The following is a 17,857-nucleotide window of genomic DNA, read 5'->3' on the forward strand; positions in this document are numbered from 1 at the left end:
GCAAGCAGTCTCAGGTCGTAGTGGTCCATCGCGCCACATCCGTAACGCCGAAAGAACGCGGGCACCTGGGTGTATCGCAAACGTGAGGTGAGGTGGACGACTTGGCGGAACGTGGTTTCCCAGGCGGGTCGGTATCCGGTACCGCGGTCGTCGGCGGACGTCGACGCCGCGACGAGCGGATCAATGATCTGACCGCCGAGGAGATGACCACGATCATCCCCGTCGACCGCAGCGACATCTACTACAGCGACGAGACCACGTACGGCGACACCGCCGACTTCGAGTGGGACGTCGATGACTGGGCCCCCATCGAAGACGGCTCGGCCTCGGTCGGTCGCCGACGCTCCACACGCCGCACCACCACCTCGGAGATCACCCAGGACATCCTCATCCCCGAGGGTGAGTTCGACGAGTACCGCCATGACGAGCCCTTCGACGTTCTCGGCGCCACAGTCGACGAATACGCAGGCAACGAATACACGGTCGATGAGTACGAGACCGACGAGCGGGTCGGGACGGTCACCGCGGAGCCGACGTTCCGTCGCGTCCCGGCGGGTGCGACACGGCGATCGCGCGGCAAGCACCGCATCGCCGCTCCCCCGACCGCGCTGCGCAGCGGACGCGTCGCCCTGGTGGCCGTCGCCGCCGGTGCCGCGCTGGCCGCCGCCGCGGTGCAGATCAACTCCGACGACGACGCCGGGTCGGCCACGCCGGTACCCACCGCCGACGTCGGTGGCGCCGCAGCCGCCGACACCGGGCCCGGGATCGCGCCCGCGTCGGCGAACACCCCCGACACGAGCATGTACGGCCAGCAGTTGCAGGTCGGCAAGCAACTCGCCGATGCCGAGGCCGCACGAATCAATGCGATGTTGCCGCCGGAGTTCGTCTCACCTGTGCCGCTGGGGCAGTATCAGCTGACCTCGCTGTATGCGATGCGCTGGGGCGTCATGCACGCCGGTCTGGATTTCGCGGCGCCGCTGGGCACCCCGATCCACGCCGCCACCGACGGTGTGGTCCTCGAGGCCGGTCCGGCGTCGGGCTTCGGCAATTGGATTCAGGTCAAGGCCCCCGACGGCACCGTCACCGTGTACGGCCACATGTATTCCAATGGCGTCCTCGTCCACAAGGGCGAGACCGTCAAGGCCGGGCAGGTCATCGGTCTGGTGGGCAGCGACGGCCAATCCACCGGCCCGCACTGCCATTTCGAGGTGTGGCTGAACGGCAAGACCAAGATCGACCCGGCACCGTGGCTCGCCGAGCACGGTGTGCGGCTGTCGAACTACGTCGGCTGACCCGCCCTCACCGCTCGGCGTCCGTCACAGCTTCTCGCCGGGAATCCCGCCGATCGTCAGCAGCGTGATGCGGCCGGTGTTGCCACCGTAATCGATGACGACCCGCTCGGTCGCCCCGCTGCCCTCCTTGCCGACGACCTTGCCCATCCCGTACTTGGGATGATTGTGCCGATCGCCCACGTCGAGCTGAATCTGCTTGTTGCGCCCTCGATTCGGGTCCGCGGAGAACGACGAACGCCCCAGCGCACCGCTGGAACCACGATCGTCGCCACGGCCGAACACCCCACCCGAGGATCCGAAGCCGCGTCCGGGACGCCGCCGTTCGGTCTGCCGCCAATCGAGCAGATGCTGCGGAATCTCTTGCAGGAAGCGGGATTCGGGGTTCGACACCGGCTGACCCCAGGATGCGCGGGTGACCGCACGGGTCAGATACAACCGCTGCTTGGCGCGGGTGATACCGACGTAGGCGAGGCGTCGTTCCTCGCTGAGCTCCGCCGGATCGCCGAGGGCCCGCAGATGGGGGAAATGCCCGTCCTCCCAACCGGTCACGAAGACCACCGGGAACTCGAGCCCCTTGGCGGTGTGCAGGGTCATGAGCGTGACCACGCCCTCACCCTCGTCGGGGAGCTGATCGGCATCGGCGACCAACGACACCCGTTCCAGGAAGGCGGCCAGCGAACCGGGTTCGGGCTCACCCTCGCGCAGTTGCGCCGCCTCCTCGTCGATGCCGTTGTCCACCTCGGCTTGCGCGGCTTCGGCCGCATCGCGGCTGAATTCCTTTGCCACCGAGATCAATTCGTTGAGGTTGTCCAGCCGGGCGCCGTCCTGCGGATCGTGGGATCCCTCGAGCTCGGCGCGGTATCCGCTGCGGTCGACGATGGCGTCGACGAGTTCGCCGATGTCGGCACCCTCTTCGGTGGCGTCGGCGACGGCGACGTCGGAGCCCTCCGTACCACCCTCACCGAAGGTGGTCAGGAAGTCGTTGCGCAAGCCCTCGATCAGGTCGACGAAGCCGCCGATCTGCTTGACCGCGCGCGTGTTCAGCAACCCGACCTGACCCTGCGCCCCCTCGATCAGCGCCTGGTAGAACGAGATCCCGCGGTTCTCCGAGTGCACGGCGACGCACGCCTCGGCCCGGTCCCCGATGCCCCGACGCGGCGTGTTCAGGATGCGCCGCAGACTGACCGAATCCTCGGGGTTGGCGACCACCCGCAGATACGCGACGACGTCGCGCACCTCTTTGCGCTCGTAGAAACGGGTACCGCCGACCACCTTGTACGGGATGCCGTGACGGACGAACACTTCTTCCAGCGCGCGCGATCCGGTGTTGGTCCGGTAGAACACGGCGATGTCGGAATAGCTGTTGGACTGTGCGCCGCCGATGGTGTGGTCGGTGAGCCGCTCGATCTCGGTGGCGATGAACGTCGCCTCCTCCCGATCGGAGTCGGCGACGTATCCGACGATGAGCTCGCCGTCGCCGGAGTCGGTCCACAACCGCTTGTCCCGACGATTCGGATTGCGCGCGATGACCGCGTTGGCCGCCGAGAGGATCGTCTGCGTCGAGCGGTAATTCTGTTCCAGCAGAATGGTTTCGGCGTTCGGGAAGTCGCGCTCGAACTCCTCGATGTTGCGGATCGTCGCCCCGCGGAAGGCATAGATCGACTGGTCGGCGTCACCGACCACGCACAGTTCCGACGGCGCCAGCCCCGATGACGTGGCCTCGCGGCCGACGAGTTCGCGCACGAGCACGTACTGCGCGTGGTTGGTGTCCTGGTACTCGTCGACCATGACGTGGCGGAAACGACGACGGTAGTACTCGGCGACGTCGGGGTGGCTCTGCAGCAGGGCGACGGTCTCACCGATCAGATCGTCGAAATCGAAGGCGTTGGCCGCGGAGAGCCGGCGCTGATACTCCGCATAGATCTCGGCGATGGTGCGCGCGGTCGGCTCCTCACCGGCGGCGGCGTGCGCGTCGTCGGGATCGGACAGTTCGTTCTTGAGATTCGAAATGCTCACCGCGACACCGCGCGGACTGAACTTCTTCGGGTCGACGTCGAGATCGCGAATGATCATGCCCAGCAGACGTTTCGAGTCGTCGGAATCGTAGATCGAGAAGTTGGAGTTGCGGTTTTCCAGCAGCGCCGACTGGGCGCGCAGGATGCGCACACACGTCGAGTGGAAGGTGGAGACCCACATGTAGGCCGCGCGCGGGCCGACGAGACCGATGACGCGCTCGCGCATCTCCGCGGCCGCCTTGTTGGTGAAGGTGATCGCCAGGATCTGGCCCGGCGTGACATCGCGTGCCGCGAGCAGGTAGGCGATGCGGCGGGTGAGCACCGCGGTCTTACCCGACCCGGCACCGGCGACGATCAGCAGCGGCGGACCGCTGTGCACCACCGCCGCGCGCTGCTGCGGGTTCAGCCCCTCGAGGAGCCGTTCGACGCGCTCGTCGGCAGCCGACGAGGCGGCGGGCGGCGCGGCGGCTGCGGACGCGGTGGCGGGTGCGGAACTGGGTGCGGAGCTGGTGGTCATCGGTATCTCAGGCTACTCCGGCCCACCGACACGATTGTGCGGGGCGAAGCCGCCCGGATGGCCTCCGCTGTCGGACGAACCGGTTACGATGACCCTCGCACCGAGTCCGGGGGGGCCTGCGGTGCGAGACGATGCGGATTCCCCCCCACGTGGTCAGGGGAGGCACGGGTGAAGGTGCGCAGCACTGGAGTCATTCATTCGTCCCATGCGGCCTCCCGAAGCCGGGCCGGAGATGTCTAGTGTTGTCATCATTCGGCCGAAAACGGACATCGCCGTGATCTCACGCCCGATGACCCTTGCCCCGGGAAGCGAGCGATGAAGAACACATCGAAGGTCACTGCACTGGTGTTGACCAGCGTCGGGGCGGTGGCGGTGATCGTCGCCCTGATCCTGTCGTTCATCCCATGGAGCAACTCCGGATCGGCCGAGCCGACGGCCGCGTTCCGGGCGCAGAACAGCCTGGACCAGACGGCTTTTCAATACGGCAGCAGCCCGGGCGCCAAGTACAAGGGGACGTTGACGCGCAAGTACGGCGACGGCACCACCCTCACCGTCGAGTTCTCCGACCTGCAGGTGGCGCTGTCGGGCAACGTCAGTGGCTCGATCACCGTCAACGGCCAGCAGGGCGACTACACCCAGATCGGCAACTACTACTTCACCAAGGCTCCCGTCGCCTTCTGGAAGGCGGTACTCGGCGGCACCACCCCGGACAACGTCGACATGTCGCCGGTCGACAACAAGTGGGCCTCCGCGGAGTGGAGCCTGCCCAACCTCGGGTATGCGCTGTCACCGATCGTGCTGGCCGGGCGCCTGGGCAACAACGACCTCGTCAATCCGCCGTCGCTGGGCGCCCCGCTGCCCTCTCCCAACAAGGACACCCCCGACGCCCGCTTCTGGCCCACCTCGGATCCGGCGATCACCTCGCTCGCCGACAACAAGGTCAAGGCCGGGGACTGGGAGATCACCTTCGCCTCCGACACCAAGGCGATCAGCCATCTCAAGGGGCAGTACCGCGACGGTGACGTCACCACCACCATCGACACCGACGTCACACCGCTGTCCTTCGATCAGATCTCGCCGATCTTCGCCCAGCAGAAGGGCCTCACCAACGATCTCGGGTCGGTGCCGGTACCCGGTATGACGATCGACGACCTGCCGGGCGGACAACTCGACCAGGTCGGCTGGAAGCAGACCGGTGACTGCTCGAATGTGGCGTGCGGTTACGACCTCACCGTCAACGGCACGCCGCGGCGCGGATCCGACAACAAGCCCGGGCATGTGAACTACGGCCTGACCGTCAACTTCATCGTCAACGGCCAGCCGGCCGGGGCCCTCGGCGGCACCTGCACCCCGGTGATCCGGGTCGACTTCAACAAGACCGCCACCACCCGTTGCACCGCAACCAATCTCGGTTCCGGAGGCGGTTCGATCCGACCCAACGTGACCTTCTCCTACCTCCCGTTCATCGACTACGGCGCCGATACCCTCAGCGACTACCTCGACGACAACACGCAGGCCACGCAGCGTCAGTTCACCATGGTGCGCACCGGGACCAAGCAGCCCGCTGCGGCGACCTACGCCTCCGAACACACCGGCCTGCCGAGCAGTTATGCCGTCAAGCGCGGCGACTATCTGTTCGACGGGTACGGCCCGGCCGGTGCATACCTGGTGACCTTCGCACCCGGATACGCCGCCCATGTCACGGGCACCACCTTCGACCCGAGTTGGGCGGGCACGGCCACCCTGCGCGATCAGATGAGCAAGCAGGTGCAGGCCATCGGCGACGACGGCCGCATCGCGTACTACGTGGCCGAGCAGTCGACCAGTGACGCGCTCACCGCGCTGGTGGCCCAAGCCGGGTACTCGAGCAAGATCTCGGTGTACTACGACGCGCCGGAGTCGTCCGACACGAGCGGCTGAGACGTCACCGGCGCGGCGACGCTCTCACTGGCCCAGCAGCCGGGCGTCGACCACCTCACCGACCCGTCCGTCACCGGTGTGCAGTGTCAGACCCCGGGTGAGCGGCCGGATTCGGAGTTCGGTGCCGTGACCGTCGAGTTGCACGTAGACCACATGCAGACCCGCCTGCAGCGGAACGCGAACGGCTGGTCCGCCGTCGAGGGACATCTCCACGTCGCCCGCGGCGTTGGCGCAGTAGCCGAGCGCAATGGTCCACCGCCAGTTGATCAACGGGCCGTCGAGCCGCAGTGACGTCGGTCCGGTGAGTTCCGGTCGCGCGCATGTCCCGCGGCCCGCCTCGACGGTCCGTCGCGGGGTCACCGCGCCGGGTGTGAGGTTGCCGGCGTTGTCGAGGACGAAGAGCCGGTCGGTGGTGTCGCCGAACGGCGAACGGTCGGTGACACGGCCGAAGGTGGCGCTGATCTGGTTGTACGGGTAGGCCACCGGCAGCAGTACCTCGAGCGGCAGCGCCTGATCGAACATCGTGTGGTCCCGGTTGTCGGCGAGCGCGCGCTTGGCGTTGGCCAGATAGGCGCCGGTCGGATCGTCGGTCCAGGACGACTGGTACGACGCGGTCGAGATCAACGACGACGCGAACGCCAACACCGCGGTCACTGCGGCGAGGACGCCGACTGCCGTACCCACTGTCCGACCGCGGCCCACCGTCTCCTCGTCGGCCTCGGGAGCGGCATGGCGCCCACCCGACGGTGGGACCGAGTTCACCGAACGCCGGGGCGCGGCGACGAGCAGGGCGAGCGCGGCGGTGAGTACGACCGCCGAATCGGGCAGATACCGCAGGGTTTGGGCCAGTTCGAGCGCAGTGTTGGCCGATGAGCGATTCCACATCACCGGGATCTGCGCGACGACGACATAGAGCGCCGCACACACGAGTACCGCCACCGCACCGATCCGGGTACGAACGGCCCAGATCACCACGGCGGCCACCACCAGCCACCCCAGCACGACCATCCACACCGCGGAGAACCCCATCGGCGGGCTCGGCACCCAGCGTTCCCAGTCCCACGGACCGCCGACAAGGGACGGGATGACACCACGATTGATCGACCGCCACACGAGTTGCGCGGTCTGCGACACCGAATGTTGACCGGCGGTGGCGTCGGACACCGAGAAGAACAGCAGCGCCCACGCCACGAAGATCACCGACAGCGGTGCCCACAGCCGGCGGGCGTGGACGAATGCCGTTCCCAGCGGGCCCATCTGGACGGCGGCGGTGTCGGCCGCGGCAGATTCATCGGCATCGACATCGGCATCGGCATCGGCAACGTCCGCCGACCGGGACCCTGTGCGGTTCACCAGACCTGTGCGGCTCACCAGAACCGCGGCGACGAATGCCACCGGCAGGATGAACAGCGACTTCTCGAAGAAGGCGAGGGAGAGGACGAAGATCACCGACGAGCGGAGGACGATCAGCCGCGTGCGCCGGCGGTCGGCGCCCCCACGGGCGAGCAGCACCGCGTCGGCGACGATCCAGGCCATCGCCGCCTGCATCGGCAACGTGTTGAGGCCGGCGGCCCACCACACGAAGGACGGCACCGTCAGCGGGGTGAAGAGGTAGAAGGCCAGCGCGCCGACCGAGGCGATCTCGACGGCAGCGCTGCGTGACCGCCCCTCCCCGGGATCGGTCAGGACCCGGATCATCCGCCACACGCACACCGACGCGAGTCCCTGTAGCACCACGAGCGTGATCGCCGGCGCCACCCAGTTCAGCGGTGCGAGCACCGTCGAGATCCCCGCGACCAGGAACGCCGCGGGCATGAAATGGCCGTCGTGGCTGTGGCCGAGGTAGTCCCACGACCAGATCGACGTGGTCGAGGCCCGGCCGACGAGAATGAGGTCGTCCCAGTAGAAGTTGCCGGTGGCCACCAGCCAGCCGCGGACGATCAGTTGCGCGACGATCAGGGTGATCACGGCCGGTACGACCATCTGCGCCACCCGGCTCGCCGGGGCGCTCACCTCTCCGGCGGGCCGGGTCGGACCGGTGTCTTCGGGATCTCGGGAGGGGTCGATGCTTGCCCGGGGTCTCGGCATGGCCACCAGTGTCCACGGCACGGTGTCTGCGTGGCAAAATCGACACGGTGACCGACCCCAGCGACTCGTCGACCAGCCCGGACAACACCGCACCCGCCCGCACGGGTGGCGCTTCCTTCGCCGATTCGATCGATCTCTCCTCCTACGAGCTCGAACACGATGTGTCGGGTCTGCCCGACGACATCGAGGTGTTGCGACACGAGATCGACCGCCTCGACGCGATCATCCTCGCCGCGGTGAAGCGCCGGTCTGCGGTGTCGAAGAAGGTCGGAGCCGCACGCATGGCCTCGGGCGGACCGCGACTGGTGCACAGCCGCGAGGTCAAGGTGCTCGACCGGTTCGCCGAACTCGGTCAGGAGGGTCATACGCTCGCGATGCTGTTGCTGCGTCTGGGTCGGGGCCCGCTCGGCCGGTGACGGTGTGCGCCGGTGCATGCGGGCCGCCCACCCACCACATAGGGTGGTCGTATGAGTGACCTCGATGGCAACGAGCACGACATCACCGGCACCCAATCGTGGCAGGCGCTCTCGGCGCATCAGGATCACGTTCACTCGATGCATCTGCGGGAGGTCTTCGCGGCCGACCCCGATCGGGGCCGCGAACTGACCGTCGACGTCGGCGATCTGCACATCGATTACTCCAAGCATCGCGTGCTGCGCGAGACGTTGGAGTTGCTGTTCAGCCTGGCCCGTGAGGCCGGTCTCGAGGACAAGCGCGACGCGATGTTCGCCGGCGTCCACATCAACACCTCCGAGGATCGCGCCGTCCTGCACACGGCACTGCGCCTGCCGGCCGACGCCGAGTTGGTCGTCGATGGCCAGAACGTGGTGGCCGACGTCCACGAGGTCCTCGACGCGATGGGCGCCTTCACCGACAAGCTCCGCAGCGGAGAGTGGAAGGGGCACACCGGCAAAGCGATCACCGACGTCGTCAACATCGGCATCGGCGGCTCCGATCTGGGACCGGTGATGGTCTATCAGGCGTTGCGCCACTACGTCGATTCGCCCATTCGCTGCCATTTCGTCTCCAACGTCGACCCCGCCGACCTGGTGGCCACGCTTGCCGACCTCGACGCCGAGACCACGCTGTTCATCGTGGCGTCCAAGACCTTCGGCACGCTGGAGACGCTCACCAACGCCGCCGCCGCCAAGCGGTGGCTGCTCGCCGGCCTTGGCGCTGCCGATGACGCCGTCGCGAAACACTTTGTGGCCGTGAGCACCAACGCCGACAAGGTCTCGGCGTTCGGCATCGACACGGTCAACATGTTCGGCTTCTGGGACTGGGTCGGCGGCCGGTACTCGGTGGATTCGGCGATCGGCCTGTCGGTGATGGCGGCCATCGGCAAGGACCGCTTCGGCGAGTTCCTGCACGGCTTCCACCTCGTCGACGAACACTTCCGCACCGCGCCGCTCGAGCGCAACGCACCGGTCATCCTGGGCTTGATCGGGCTGTGGTACTCCAACTTCTGGGACGCCCAATCACGGGTGGTACTACCCTATTCCAACGACATGGCGCGGTTCGCGGCCTATCTGCAGCAGTTGACCATGGAGTCCAACGGCAAGTCGGTCACCGCACACGGGCATCACGTCACCACCGACACCGGCGAGGTCTTCTGGGGTGAGCCGGGCACCAACGGACAGCACGCGTTCTATCAACTGCTCCATCAGGGCACGCGGATGATCCCGGCCGACTTCATCGGATTCGCCGAGCCCACAGACGATCTCACCACCGCCGACGGCACCGGGTCGATGCACGATCTGCTGATGAGCAACTACTTCGCGCAGACCAAGGTGCTGGCGTTCGGCAAGACCGCCGACGAGATTGCCGACGAGGGCGTGGACCCACATGTGGTGCCGCACAAGGTGATGCCCGGCAACCGGCCGTCGACGTCGATCCTCGCGCCCGAACTCACCCCATCGGTCATCGGCCAGCTGATCGCGCTCTACGAACACCAGGTCTTCGTCGAGGGCACCATCTGGGGTATCAATCCCTTCGACCAGTGGGGCGTCGAGCTCGGCAAGACCCAGGCGATGGAGTTGCTGGGGTCGATCACCGACTCGCAACCACCTGCGGCACTGGGCGATTCGTCGACCGACGAGTTGGTGCGGTGGTATCGGTCGCGGCGCGGCCGGCAGGCCTGAGCATTCCCCGGATGCGGCGCGCTCACTCCCATCGGGTGGCGTCGAACACCTCGTCCGGGATGTCATCGCCGGGTGCCAGACCGAGTTGCTCGATGCGGCCCATCAGCGCTGCGCAGCTGGCGATGTGGGAGACCAGCGACAGCGGTTCGACGGCGCGTTCGGCGGGGTCACCACCGATGAACTCCGGCAGCGACGGCGGCACACAGTCGCCCACGGCGATGCCGTCGACCCCGGTCGCCGCGCGCCATGCGTCGAAGCTCTCGGCGTCGACCGCCTCGGCGATGTCACCGTCGGCCACGGCGGCCATCACCTCCTCGAGGGTGGCCAGTGGCCCGTGGCTGCCGCTGGACGCGTCGAAGCCCACGACGGTCGAGGCGTCGACCTCATCGTCGTCGGCCAGGGTGAAGTACACGATGCCGCGCCAATCGGCGCCGATCGTCGCGATGTCGTTCCGCCCGAACACATCGCGGAGCAGTTCGTCGACGGGTTCGGCGTCCCCGGTTCCGAGGACCTGGAAGGCGCCATGGGCGACCGCTTGACTGTGGTGAATCGACACATCGGTTACCTTACGCAGGTGAGTACGTCACCGTCGTCGCGCGCGCCGCGATCCCTCATGCGCCTGCCACGACCCCTGATCCGGCCCCGACGATCCCGCGGTTCGATGACCATGCGCGTATCCGGTGCGCTTCTCGCAGCTGTCGCGGCCGGCTCGGCACTCACCGCCTGTTCGTCGTCGACGCCGTCGTCGGCGCCCGGCACCTCGTCGTTCCCGACCTCCGTCGCGGTGTCGGTCCCGCCCGGCGCCCCGGCGCGGACGGCACCGGGCACCGCCCTGCGCTTCGGCGATTCGGCGGTGCTGCCCGCCGACGCGTTCCGTCCGTCCGGCCCGACCGCGATGTACACGGTCACCGGCATCACACCCGGTGAGGGAGTTCCCGATTCGGCGACACAGGGCGGCGCGGCATTCTTCGTCTATGTGACGGTGACGTCGCTGGCCGCACACTCGTCCGCCGCACCGACGGTCGTGGGGCTGGCGGGCAGCGTGGATGGCCGCACTCCGGCTCTGACGCTGCCGCCGCCGGTGGCCCTCAAGGCGTGCGGCAATCCGTCGCCCCCGGAGCAGATGAAGCGCGGCGACTCCTACGCCACCTGTCTGGTGGCCTACGCCGACGCCGGGCAGAAACTCACCAGCGTCATCTATTGGGCCGAGACGACCACGTCCGACGGCTTCGACTTCAAGGCCTCGCCGGTCGTGTGGGGCACCCCGACCCCGGCCTCGTCGACCGCCCCGGCCTCGACCACCGCAGCCGGTTGAGACCGGATCAGATCAGTCGACGCGTGATCGACGCCGGCAGTAGTCGCAGGGCCGCGGCGATCGGCACCCACGGCCACGCGGGCACCGGCGCCGAGGCCTTCTCGGCCTCGATGGCCGCCACCATGGCACGCACGCCGGAGTCAGTGTCGGTCATGAGTGCGGTCGTGACGCTGCGGTTGATGTCGGTCTCGATGTAGCCGGGCAGCACGATCGACACCGTGATCGGCGAGTGCGCGAACTCGGCCTGCAACCCCTGCCCGATCGCGGTCAGCCCGGCCTTCGACGCCGAATAGGCCGTCTGCGCCTTGGGTAACCCGCGGACGGCGCTCATGGAACTGATCAACACGAGGTGCCCGTGATCCTGGGCACGGAAGATCTCCAGTGCCGCCTCGATCTGGGCGAGCGCCCCGATGAGGTTGGTCTGCACGGTCTCGATGTTGGCGTGCATCTTGCCGGTGCCCAGCGGTGCACCCTTACCGAGCCCGGCGTTGACAATGACGCGATCGAGGCCGCCGAGCTCGTCGCGCAGAGCCCCGAACACGACGGGAACGGTGTCGACGTCGGTGACGTCGAGGGCCGCGGTCGCGACCGTGCCTGCATGGGGCCGCAGTTCGGCGGCGAGGGCATCGAGGCGGTCGAGGCGTCGTGCGGCCAGTGCCAGTGAGCGGCCCATGCCGGCGAATTCGCGGGCCATGCCCTCGCCGAGTCCCGAGCTCGCGCCGGTGATCAGGATCTTGTCGCGGTGCGTCACGTCCGCCAACTTACCCGAGGGTCAGATCAGCCGGGCATCGTCAGCGCCAGTACCACGGTGCGGGAGTCGTCGGTGGCATAGAGAACGGGGCGGGCGAAGAGGACGGGGCGGGCGAAGTGGACGGGGCGGGCGAGAGCCGCTGTTGGGAAACGATCGTCCGGATCCGTGACCATCTGCGCCTGCTCCTCGTTCATCTCGATCGCCAGCACGCCGTCGGCGGCCAGCCATCCGGGCGCCTGCGCGATGAGGGTGCCGATGTGGTCGAGTCCATCGGCGCCGGCCAGCAGTGCCCGGCGGGGTTCGTGGTCGGCGGCCTCGTGCGGCAACAACGCGAGCGCCGCGTCCGGTACGTACGGCGGGACGGCCGCGATCACGTCCACCCGTCCGCGCAGCGCTGCGGGCAGCCCGGCCAGACCCGAGCCGCGCAGCACCCCGGCGTCGGCACCGAGGTTGCGGCGCGCACATCGCAGTGCGACGTCGTCGATGTCGGTGGCGTACACCCGCGCGGTCGGCATCCAGGCGCCGACGGTGGACGCCAGTGGTGCTGCACCGCAATAGGGTTCGACCATCACCGGGCGCTGCCGGGATGCGGCGGCGCCGACGGCAACGGCGGCGAGCAGTTCCGACCGTCGACGCGGCACGAAGACCCCGGGCCCGACCGCCAGGCGCCGGCCCGCGAACTCCACCCAGCCGACGAGATGCTCGATCGGTTCACCGGCCACCCGGCGTGCCACGAGCCGGGTCAGATCCGCGTCGTCGGCGGCGGCCTCGCGCAGGATCGTCGCCTCCTCCTCGGCGAACACGCACCCGGCCGCCCGCAGTTGCGCGACCACACCGTCTTCGGACAGTTCTTGCCTCACTTGAGGAGTCGCGACATCCGGCGGTCGGCGAGAACCTTGCCACCCGTCTGGCAGGTCGGGCAGTACTGGAAGGATCGGTCGCTGAAGGCGACCTCACGGATCGTGTCCCCGCACACCGGGCACGGCAGACCGGTACGGGCGTGCACCTTGAGCCCGGTCCGCTTCTCCGACTTCAGCTTTGCCACGCCCTGGCCCTCCAGACGCCCGATCGCGTCGGTCAGCACGTCGCGCATCGCCTCGTAGAGGGTGTCGATCTGTTCGCCGGTCAGGGTTTTCGCGGTGGCGAACGGAGAGAGCTTCGCGGTGTGCAGGATCTCGTCGGAGTAGGCGTTACCGATCCCGGCGAGCACCCGCTGATCGGTGAGCACGTTCTTGATGCGCGCGCCGGTGCCGGTGAGGATGTCGGCGAACTCGTCGCGATCGAGCGCGAGGACGTCGGGCCCCAATGTCGCGATGCGCTCGACCTCGGTGATGTCGCGGACGATCCACACCGCCAACCGCTTCTGCGTTCCGGCCTCCGTCACGTCAAAACCCTCGCCACCGGTGGCGCTGGGAATCCCGCAGTGCACCCGCAGCGCGATCGGGCTCTTGCCGCCGGGTCGAAGGGGTTTGGGTGAGAGATCCTCGCTCCATCGCAGCCAGCCCGCCCGGGACAGGTGGATGACCAGGTTGATGACCGGTTCGGGATCGGTCTCGGAACCCGGGACGGTGCGGATGATCAGGTATTTGCCGACTCTGCCGACGGATTCGACGAGCCGCCCCGTCAGGGCCGTGTACGGGGGGTCGGCGGTCTTGAGCACCGACAACGATGCGATGTCCACCCGCCGGATCGGTAGTCCGGCGGTACGTCCGTCCACGAAATCGGCGATCGCGGCAACCTCGGGCAGTTCGGGCATGACACCAGTGTGCTCTAGTGAACAGATGAGTTCCGGTCTTTCCGACGCCGAGCTGGCCACACGCATCGCGGTCGGGGCCGGGGAGATCCTGCTGGGGGTGCGCTCCGGCGACCTGTTGGTTGGGCGGTTGCTCGGCGATGCCGGTGACGCGCTCGCCCAGGCGTGGATCGGCACCGTCCTGCGCAGGCACCGGCCGCGGGACGCGGTGTTGAGCGAGGAGGCCACCGACGTCGGCGACCGCGCTGTGGCACAGCGGGTCTGGATCATCGATCCGCTCGACGGCACCAGCGAGTTCGCCGCGGGCAGCGATCAGTGGGCGGTGCACGTCGCACTCACTGAGAACGGTGCGGTCACCGACGCCGCCGTCGCATTGCCGGCGATGGGTGAGGTCTTTCGTACCGACACCGTCGACGCCGTGCCCGCCGACGCGTCGGGCCGCATCGCGACCTCACGGTGGGGCACGAGTTACGAGGTGGCCGCGGTGGCGCGCCGGCTCGGGCTGCGCCCGGTGCCGATCGGTTCGGCGGGCGCCAAGGCGATGGCGGTGGTGCGCGGTGACGCCGACGCCTACGTCCATTCCGGAGGGCAGTACGAGTGGGACAACGCGGCACCGGTCGGTGTGGCGCTCGCCGCGGGGCTGCACTGCAGCCGGCTCGACGGCACCCCGATCGTCTACAACCAGCCACAGCCGTACATGCCCGACTTCGTGATCTGCCGCCCCGAACTCGCCGAGGACATCCTCGACGTGGTCGGCGAGGTGTGGTGGTGACCTATCCCGGGGCGTCCCCCGGAGCCTGTCGCGCCGCGCGGAGCAGGTAGATGTCCATGATCCAGCCGATTCGGGCGCGGGCCGCGGCACGCGTCTCGACGATCTCGTCGGTGACGTCGCCGACCCGGCCGCTGATGAGGATCTCGTCGGGCGTCCCGAGATAGGCGCCCCACCAGATCTCGTCGTCGGCGGCGGCGGTGTGGCGGAAACCGAGATCGGCGTCGAGCATCACGATCTGGTTGGCGTCGGCACCCGGCGGGGTCTCGGCGAGGCGACGCCCGGTGGTGATGTGGATGGGCTCGCCCACCCGGTTGGCGACGATCCCGTGGGCGGCGGTGAGCGCCGACGCGCTGGTGACGCCCGGGATCACCTCCACAGCCACCTGCATGTCGTCGCGTGCGGCGAGGTCGTCGACGATGCGCAGGGTGGAGTCGTAGAGTGCGGGGTCGCCCCAGACGAGGAATGCCGCCACCCCGTCGTCGGGGACGTCGGCGAGGATCGCCCGGGCGAGCAGTTCCGCACGGGCGGCGTGCCAGCGGCGGACCTCGGCGCCGTAGTCGGCGGGACGTCTGTCGCGGGGCGGATCGGGAATCTCGACGAGCGAATAACCTTGCGGTACATGGTGTTCGAGGATGTCGCGGCGAGCCTGCAGCAAACCGCCCTTGGCGTCGCCCTTCTCGAGCGCGAGGAAGACGTCGACGCCGGCCATGGCGTCGATGGCCTGCAGCGTGATCTGCCGCGGATCTCCCGGTCCGATACCGATGACGCGGATGGTGACCTGCACGGCGCTCAGATCTTCACGCGCGGAAGCCCGTGTTTGCGCGCGGTGACATCGAGGATGATCTGGCGCGGCACCAGCCGCCGCAGCGCGAAGACGATGGCCGCGTTGTTTCCCTTGGCGTAGAACGGTTTCGGATGCTCGGCGAGCGCGGCCTCGACGATGACCCGCGCCATCGTCGGCGCGTCGATTCCCGCGTCCTCGTTGCGTCGGGTGGCGGCGGCGAGGGTCTCGTACTCGGCCGCATACGGCGATCCGTCATCGATGTGGATGCTGCGCCGGCCCCCGATACCGGTGGCGATGGTCCCCGGCTCGACGCTGATCATCCGGATTCCGTAGGGCGCCACCTCTCGTCGGGTCGCCAGCGCGAAGGCCTTGAGCGCCGACTTGGTGGCCGCATAGTTGGAGCGGAATGCGACGGGGAAGCTCGACAGCATCGACCCGACCATGATGACCGTGCCGTGGCGCCGTTGCCGCATGCCCGGCAGGACCGCCTTGGTCAAGGCGACGGGCCCGAACACGTTGACGCGGAACAGATCCTCGATGGCACTCATCGGGGTGTCCTCGAGCGCACCGGCCTGCGACTCACCGGCGTTGTTGACGAGGATGTCGACGTCGCCGACCTCTGCGGCGCACGCATCCGCCGAGGCGTAGTCGGCGTTGTCGAGGCGCACGTAGGCGACACCGGGAATCGGGTCGGAAACCTTGTCGGGATGACGGCTGGTGCCGTAGACGCGGTGCCCGAGCGCCGCCATCTGCCGTGCCACCTCGGCGCCGATTCCGCTGGTTGCGCCGGTGACGAGAACTGTCTGAGGTTTCCGCGAGTCCACGATGCTCACCGTAGCGCAGCGCCTCGATGACCAGGTCACCCGTCGACGCGGCGCGAACGCCGGGCGAATGTGCCGACGCGGTCGGTGCACCGCGGGCGTTGGCATACTCGGACGGCGTTCGTTTTGCGGGTGCGCCTCCGTGGATCTCTTTCAAACACAGCAGGCGCACACCGGCCGGAGGCCGGAAGGGATGTCACAGTGCGCCTCCGTGGATCTCTTTCAAACACAGCAGGCGCACACCGGCCGGAGGCCGGCAAGGATGTCACAGTGCCCCAGGCAGGATTCGAACCTGCGACCCTTCCTTTAGGAGAGGAATGCTCTATCCCCTGAGCTACTGAGGCGGGCGGCGACACCCAGACGCAGCGGGTCGACGCCACGGGAAGTCTACGTCAGCGACTGTGGGGCGACGCACCGAACCTCACCGGACCCGGTGCACCGCGACTATTCGACACGCTCGGCCACGGTCGCCGGCGCCAGCGCCCACCGCTGCTCGATTCGCCCGACGCGCCAGATGACCACGGCGACGAGCCAGGTGACGATGAACAGACCGACGATGGCGTAGCCGACGATGTTCAGATCGATCCCGGAGACGTCATCCCAGAACGGGCCGCTCCAGCCGAACTCGTCGGCCAGCAGTCCGAGGATCTCGATGGTGCCGATGACGAAGGCGACCACGACCGACAGTCCGGTGATGGTGAGGTTGTAGTAGACCTTGCGCACGGGGTTGGCGAAGGCCCAACCGTAGGCGAAGTTCATGAACGTGCCGTCGATGCTGTCGAACAGGCTCATACCCGCGGCGAACAGGACCGGCAGGCACAGGATCGCGTACCAGGGCAGTCCGGCGGCGGCGCTACTGCCGGCGAGGACGAGCAGGGCGACCTCGGTCGCGGTGTCGAAGCCCAGCCCGAACAGGACCCCGATGGGGTACATCTGCCACGGCTTGGTCACCGACTTCATGAAGCGACCGAGGATGCGGTTCATGAAACCTCGATTGTTCAAGTGCTTTTCGAGTTCATCCTCGGAGTAGTCGCCCTGACGCATCGCGCGGAAGACCTTGACGATCCCGAACAGGATCACGATGTTGATCGCGGCGATGAGGTAGAGGAAGCCGCCGGAGACCGTGGTGCCGATGAGACCCGTGTAGTGGTGCAGCGCCGACGAGTCGTCCTCGACCGGCCCCGCGAGTGCCCGCACACCGAAGGAGAGCAACAACGCCAGCCCGAAGACGATTGTGGAGTGCCCCAACGAGAACCAGAATCCGACGGTCATCGGCCGCTGTCCGTCGCCGAGGAGTTTGCGGGTGGTGTTGTCGATCGCCGAGATGTGGTCGGCGTCGAAGGCGTGACGCATACCCAGGGTGTAGGCGGTCAGCCCGACGCCGAGGCCCAGGGTCTTCTGCCCGACGCTGAAGTCGTGCGGTGCCACGAAGACGACCAGGGTCACCCATCCGATGATGTGCAGGGCTGCCACGACGGCGACCATGCCGCCGATACTGGCCCATTCGGCCGGGGTCAGCGACCGGCGGAGCTGAGCGAGTCGACCACCGAACGACGGACGTCCGGTTTGTCCTTGTTGAGCGAATTGCGTTGCCATGCAGCCGAACTCCTCATCAGATGATCTGTTCATCTCAACAGATGAATTGCCCGGACGTGAGCGTTTCGGGCGAGCGAGATCCGACTGTTCTC

Annotated in this window: 15 protein-coding genes and 1 tRNA gene; 6 read left to right on the top strand and 10 right to left on the bottom strand. The window is 67.9% G+C overall.

The genetic code is table 11. The annotated features are described in order from the left end of the window. The first annotated feature begins 92 nt into the window (after nucleotides 1-92). A complete protein-coding gene (locus AC5ZH6_RS20590) occupies nucleotides 93-1,292 on the top strand; it encodes a M23 family metallopeptidase (protein WP_006368322.1) in 1,200 nt (399 codons plus the stop codon). Nucleotides 1,293-1,316: 24 nt separating this feature from the next. Here the strand turns inward: AC5ZH6_RS20590 and AC5ZH6_RS20595 are convergent, their stop codons facing one another. Further along, on the bottom strand, nucleotides 1,317-3,824 hold the full coding sequence (locus AC5ZH6_RS20595; RefSeq protein WP_006368321.1) for a UvrD-helicase domain-containing protein: 2,508 nt from the start codon (nucleotides 3,822-3,824) through the stop codon (nucleotides 1,317-1,319). A 315-nt stretch (nucleotides 3,825-4,139) separates the two neighbouring features. Between AC5ZH6_RS20595 and AC5ZH6_RS20600 the strand changes: the two genes are divergently transcribed. Continuing rightward, nucleotides 4,140-5,744, top strand: coding sequence for a hypothetical protein (locus tag AC5ZH6_RS20600; RefSeq protein ID WP_006368320.1), 1,605 nt, complete (start codon nucleotides 4,140-4,142; stop codon nucleotides 5,742-5,744). Between the two features lie 24 nt (nucleotides 5,745-5,768). Here AC5ZH6_RS20600 and AC5ZH6_RS20605 read toward each other — a convergent pair whose 3' ends face one another. Beyond that, nucleotides 5,769-7,727: a hypothetical protein gene (locus AC5ZH6_RS20605; RefSeq protein WP_006368319.1), complete on the bottom strand. Its 1,959-nt coding sequence runs from the start codon at nucleotides 7,725-7,727 to the stop codon at nucleotides 5,769-5,771. Nucleotides 7,728-7,879: 152 nt separating this feature from the next. Between AC5ZH6_RS20605 and AC5ZH6_RS20610 the strand changes: the two genes are divergently transcribed. After that, nucleotides 7,880-8,248 (top strand): chorismate mutase, encoded by a 369-nt coding sequence (locus tag AC5ZH6_RS20610; RefSeq protein WP_006368318.1) that lies wholly within the window; start codon nucleotides 7,880-7,882, stop codon nucleotides 8,246-8,248. A gap of 51 nt (nucleotides 8,249-8,299) precedes the next feature. After that, nucleotides 8,300-9,973, top strand: a complete 1,674-nt coding sequence (gene pgi / locus AC5ZH6_RS20615) for a glucose-6-phosphate isomerase (protein WP_006368317.1) — start codon at nucleotides 8,300-8,302, stop codon at nucleotides 9,971-9,973. Between the two features lie 22 nt (nucleotides 9,974-9,995). Here pgi and AC5ZH6_RS20620 read toward each other — a convergent pair whose 3' ends face one another. Continuing rightward, complete coding sequence (locus AC5ZH6_RS20620; protein WP_006368316.1) at nucleotides 9,996-10,529, bottom strand: hypothetical protein; 534 nt, start codon at nucleotides 10,527-10,529, stop codon at nucleotides 9,996-9,998. Nucleotides 10,530-10,547: 18 nt separating this feature from the next. On the opposite strand from AC5ZH6_RS20620, the gene AC5ZH6_RS20625 reads away from it, so the two are divergent. Beyond that, nucleotides 10,548-11,288 (top strand): hypothetical protein, encoded by a 741-nt coding sequence (locus AC5ZH6_RS20625; RefSeq protein WP_244421107.1) that lies wholly within the window; start codon nucleotides 10,548-10,550, stop codon nucleotides 11,286-11,288. A 7-nt stretch (nucleotides 11,289-11,295) separates the two neighbouring features. Here the strand turns inward: AC5ZH6_RS20625 and AC5ZH6_RS20630 are convergent, their stop codons facing one another. The 3 genes from AC5ZH6_RS20630 to AC5ZH6_RS20640 are packed head-to-tail and all read right to left on the bottom strand — an operon-like array spanning nucleotide 11,296 to nucleotide 13,795. Further along, nucleotides 11,296-12,039 (bottom strand): SDR family oxidoreductase, encoded by a 744-nt coding sequence (locus tag AC5ZH6_RS20630; protein ID WP_035727127.1) that lies wholly within the window; start codon nucleotides 12,037-12,039, stop codon nucleotides 11,296-11,298. Between the two features lie 26 nt (nucleotides 12,040-12,065). Continuing rightward, nucleotides 12,066-12,899 carry a class I SAM-dependent methyltransferase gene (locus AC5ZH6_RS20635; RefSeq protein WP_020170307.1) on the bottom strand — a complete coding sequence of 278 codons (834 nt, stop codon included), beginning with the start codon at nucleotides 12,897-12,899 and terminating at the stop codon, nucleotides 12,066-12,068. Beyond that, entirely contained in the window at nucleotides 12,896-13,795 is a 900-nt protein-coding gene (locus AC5ZH6_RS20640; RefSeq protein WP_094600939.1) for an Fpg/Nei family DNA glycosylase, read from the bottom strand. Before AC5ZH6_RS20640 ends, AC5ZH6_RS20635 begins: the two co-directional genes overlap by 4 nt. 25 nt (nucleotides 13,796-13,820) lie before the next feature. On the opposite strand from AC5ZH6_RS20640, the gene AC5ZH6_RS20645 reads away from it, so the two are divergent. Continuing rightward, on the top strand, nucleotides 13,821-14,564 hold the full coding sequence (locus AC5ZH6_RS20645) for a 3'(2'),5'-bisphosphate nucleotidase CysQ (RefSeq protein WP_006368311.1): 744 nt from the start codon (nucleotides 13,821-13,823) through the stop codon (nucleotides 14,562-14,564). Nucleotide 14,565: 1 nt separating this feature from the next. Here AC5ZH6_RS20645 and cobF read toward each other — a convergent pair whose 3' ends face one another. The 4 genes from cobF to nicT form a co-directional block, all read right to left on the bottom strand. Continuing rightward, nucleotides 14,566-15,348 carry a precorrin-6A synthase (deacetylating) gene (cobF, locus tag AC5ZH6_RS20650; RefSeq protein WP_094600940.1) on the bottom strand — a complete coding sequence of 261 codons (783 nt, stop codon included), beginning with the start codon at nucleotides 15,346-15,348 and terminating at the stop codon, nucleotides 14,566-14,568. Nucleotides 15,349-15,353: 5 nt separating this feature from the next. Next, nucleotides 15,354-16,172 (bottom strand): SDR family oxidoreductase, encoded by an 819-nt coding sequence (locus AC5ZH6_RS20655; RefSeq protein ID WP_006368309.1) that lies wholly within the window; start codon nucleotides 16,170-16,172, stop codon nucleotides 15,354-15,356. A 268-nt stretch (nucleotides 16,173-16,440) separates the two neighbouring features. Continuing rightward, a tRNA-Arg gene (locus AC5ZH6_RS20660) sits at nucleotides 16,441-16,513 on the bottom strand. Nucleotides 16,514-16,613: 100 nt separating this feature from the next. Beyond that, nucleotides 16,614-17,765, bottom strand: a complete 1,152-nt coding sequence (gene nicT, locus AC5ZH6_RS20665) for a Nickel transporter NicT (RefSeq protein WP_094600941.1) — start codon at nucleotides 17,763-17,765, stop codon at nucleotides 16,614-16,616. Between the last annotated feature and the right edge of the window lie 92 nt (nucleotides 17,766-17,857).

This window comes from Gordonia sp. YC-XJ4 (genome assembly GCF_059511865.1).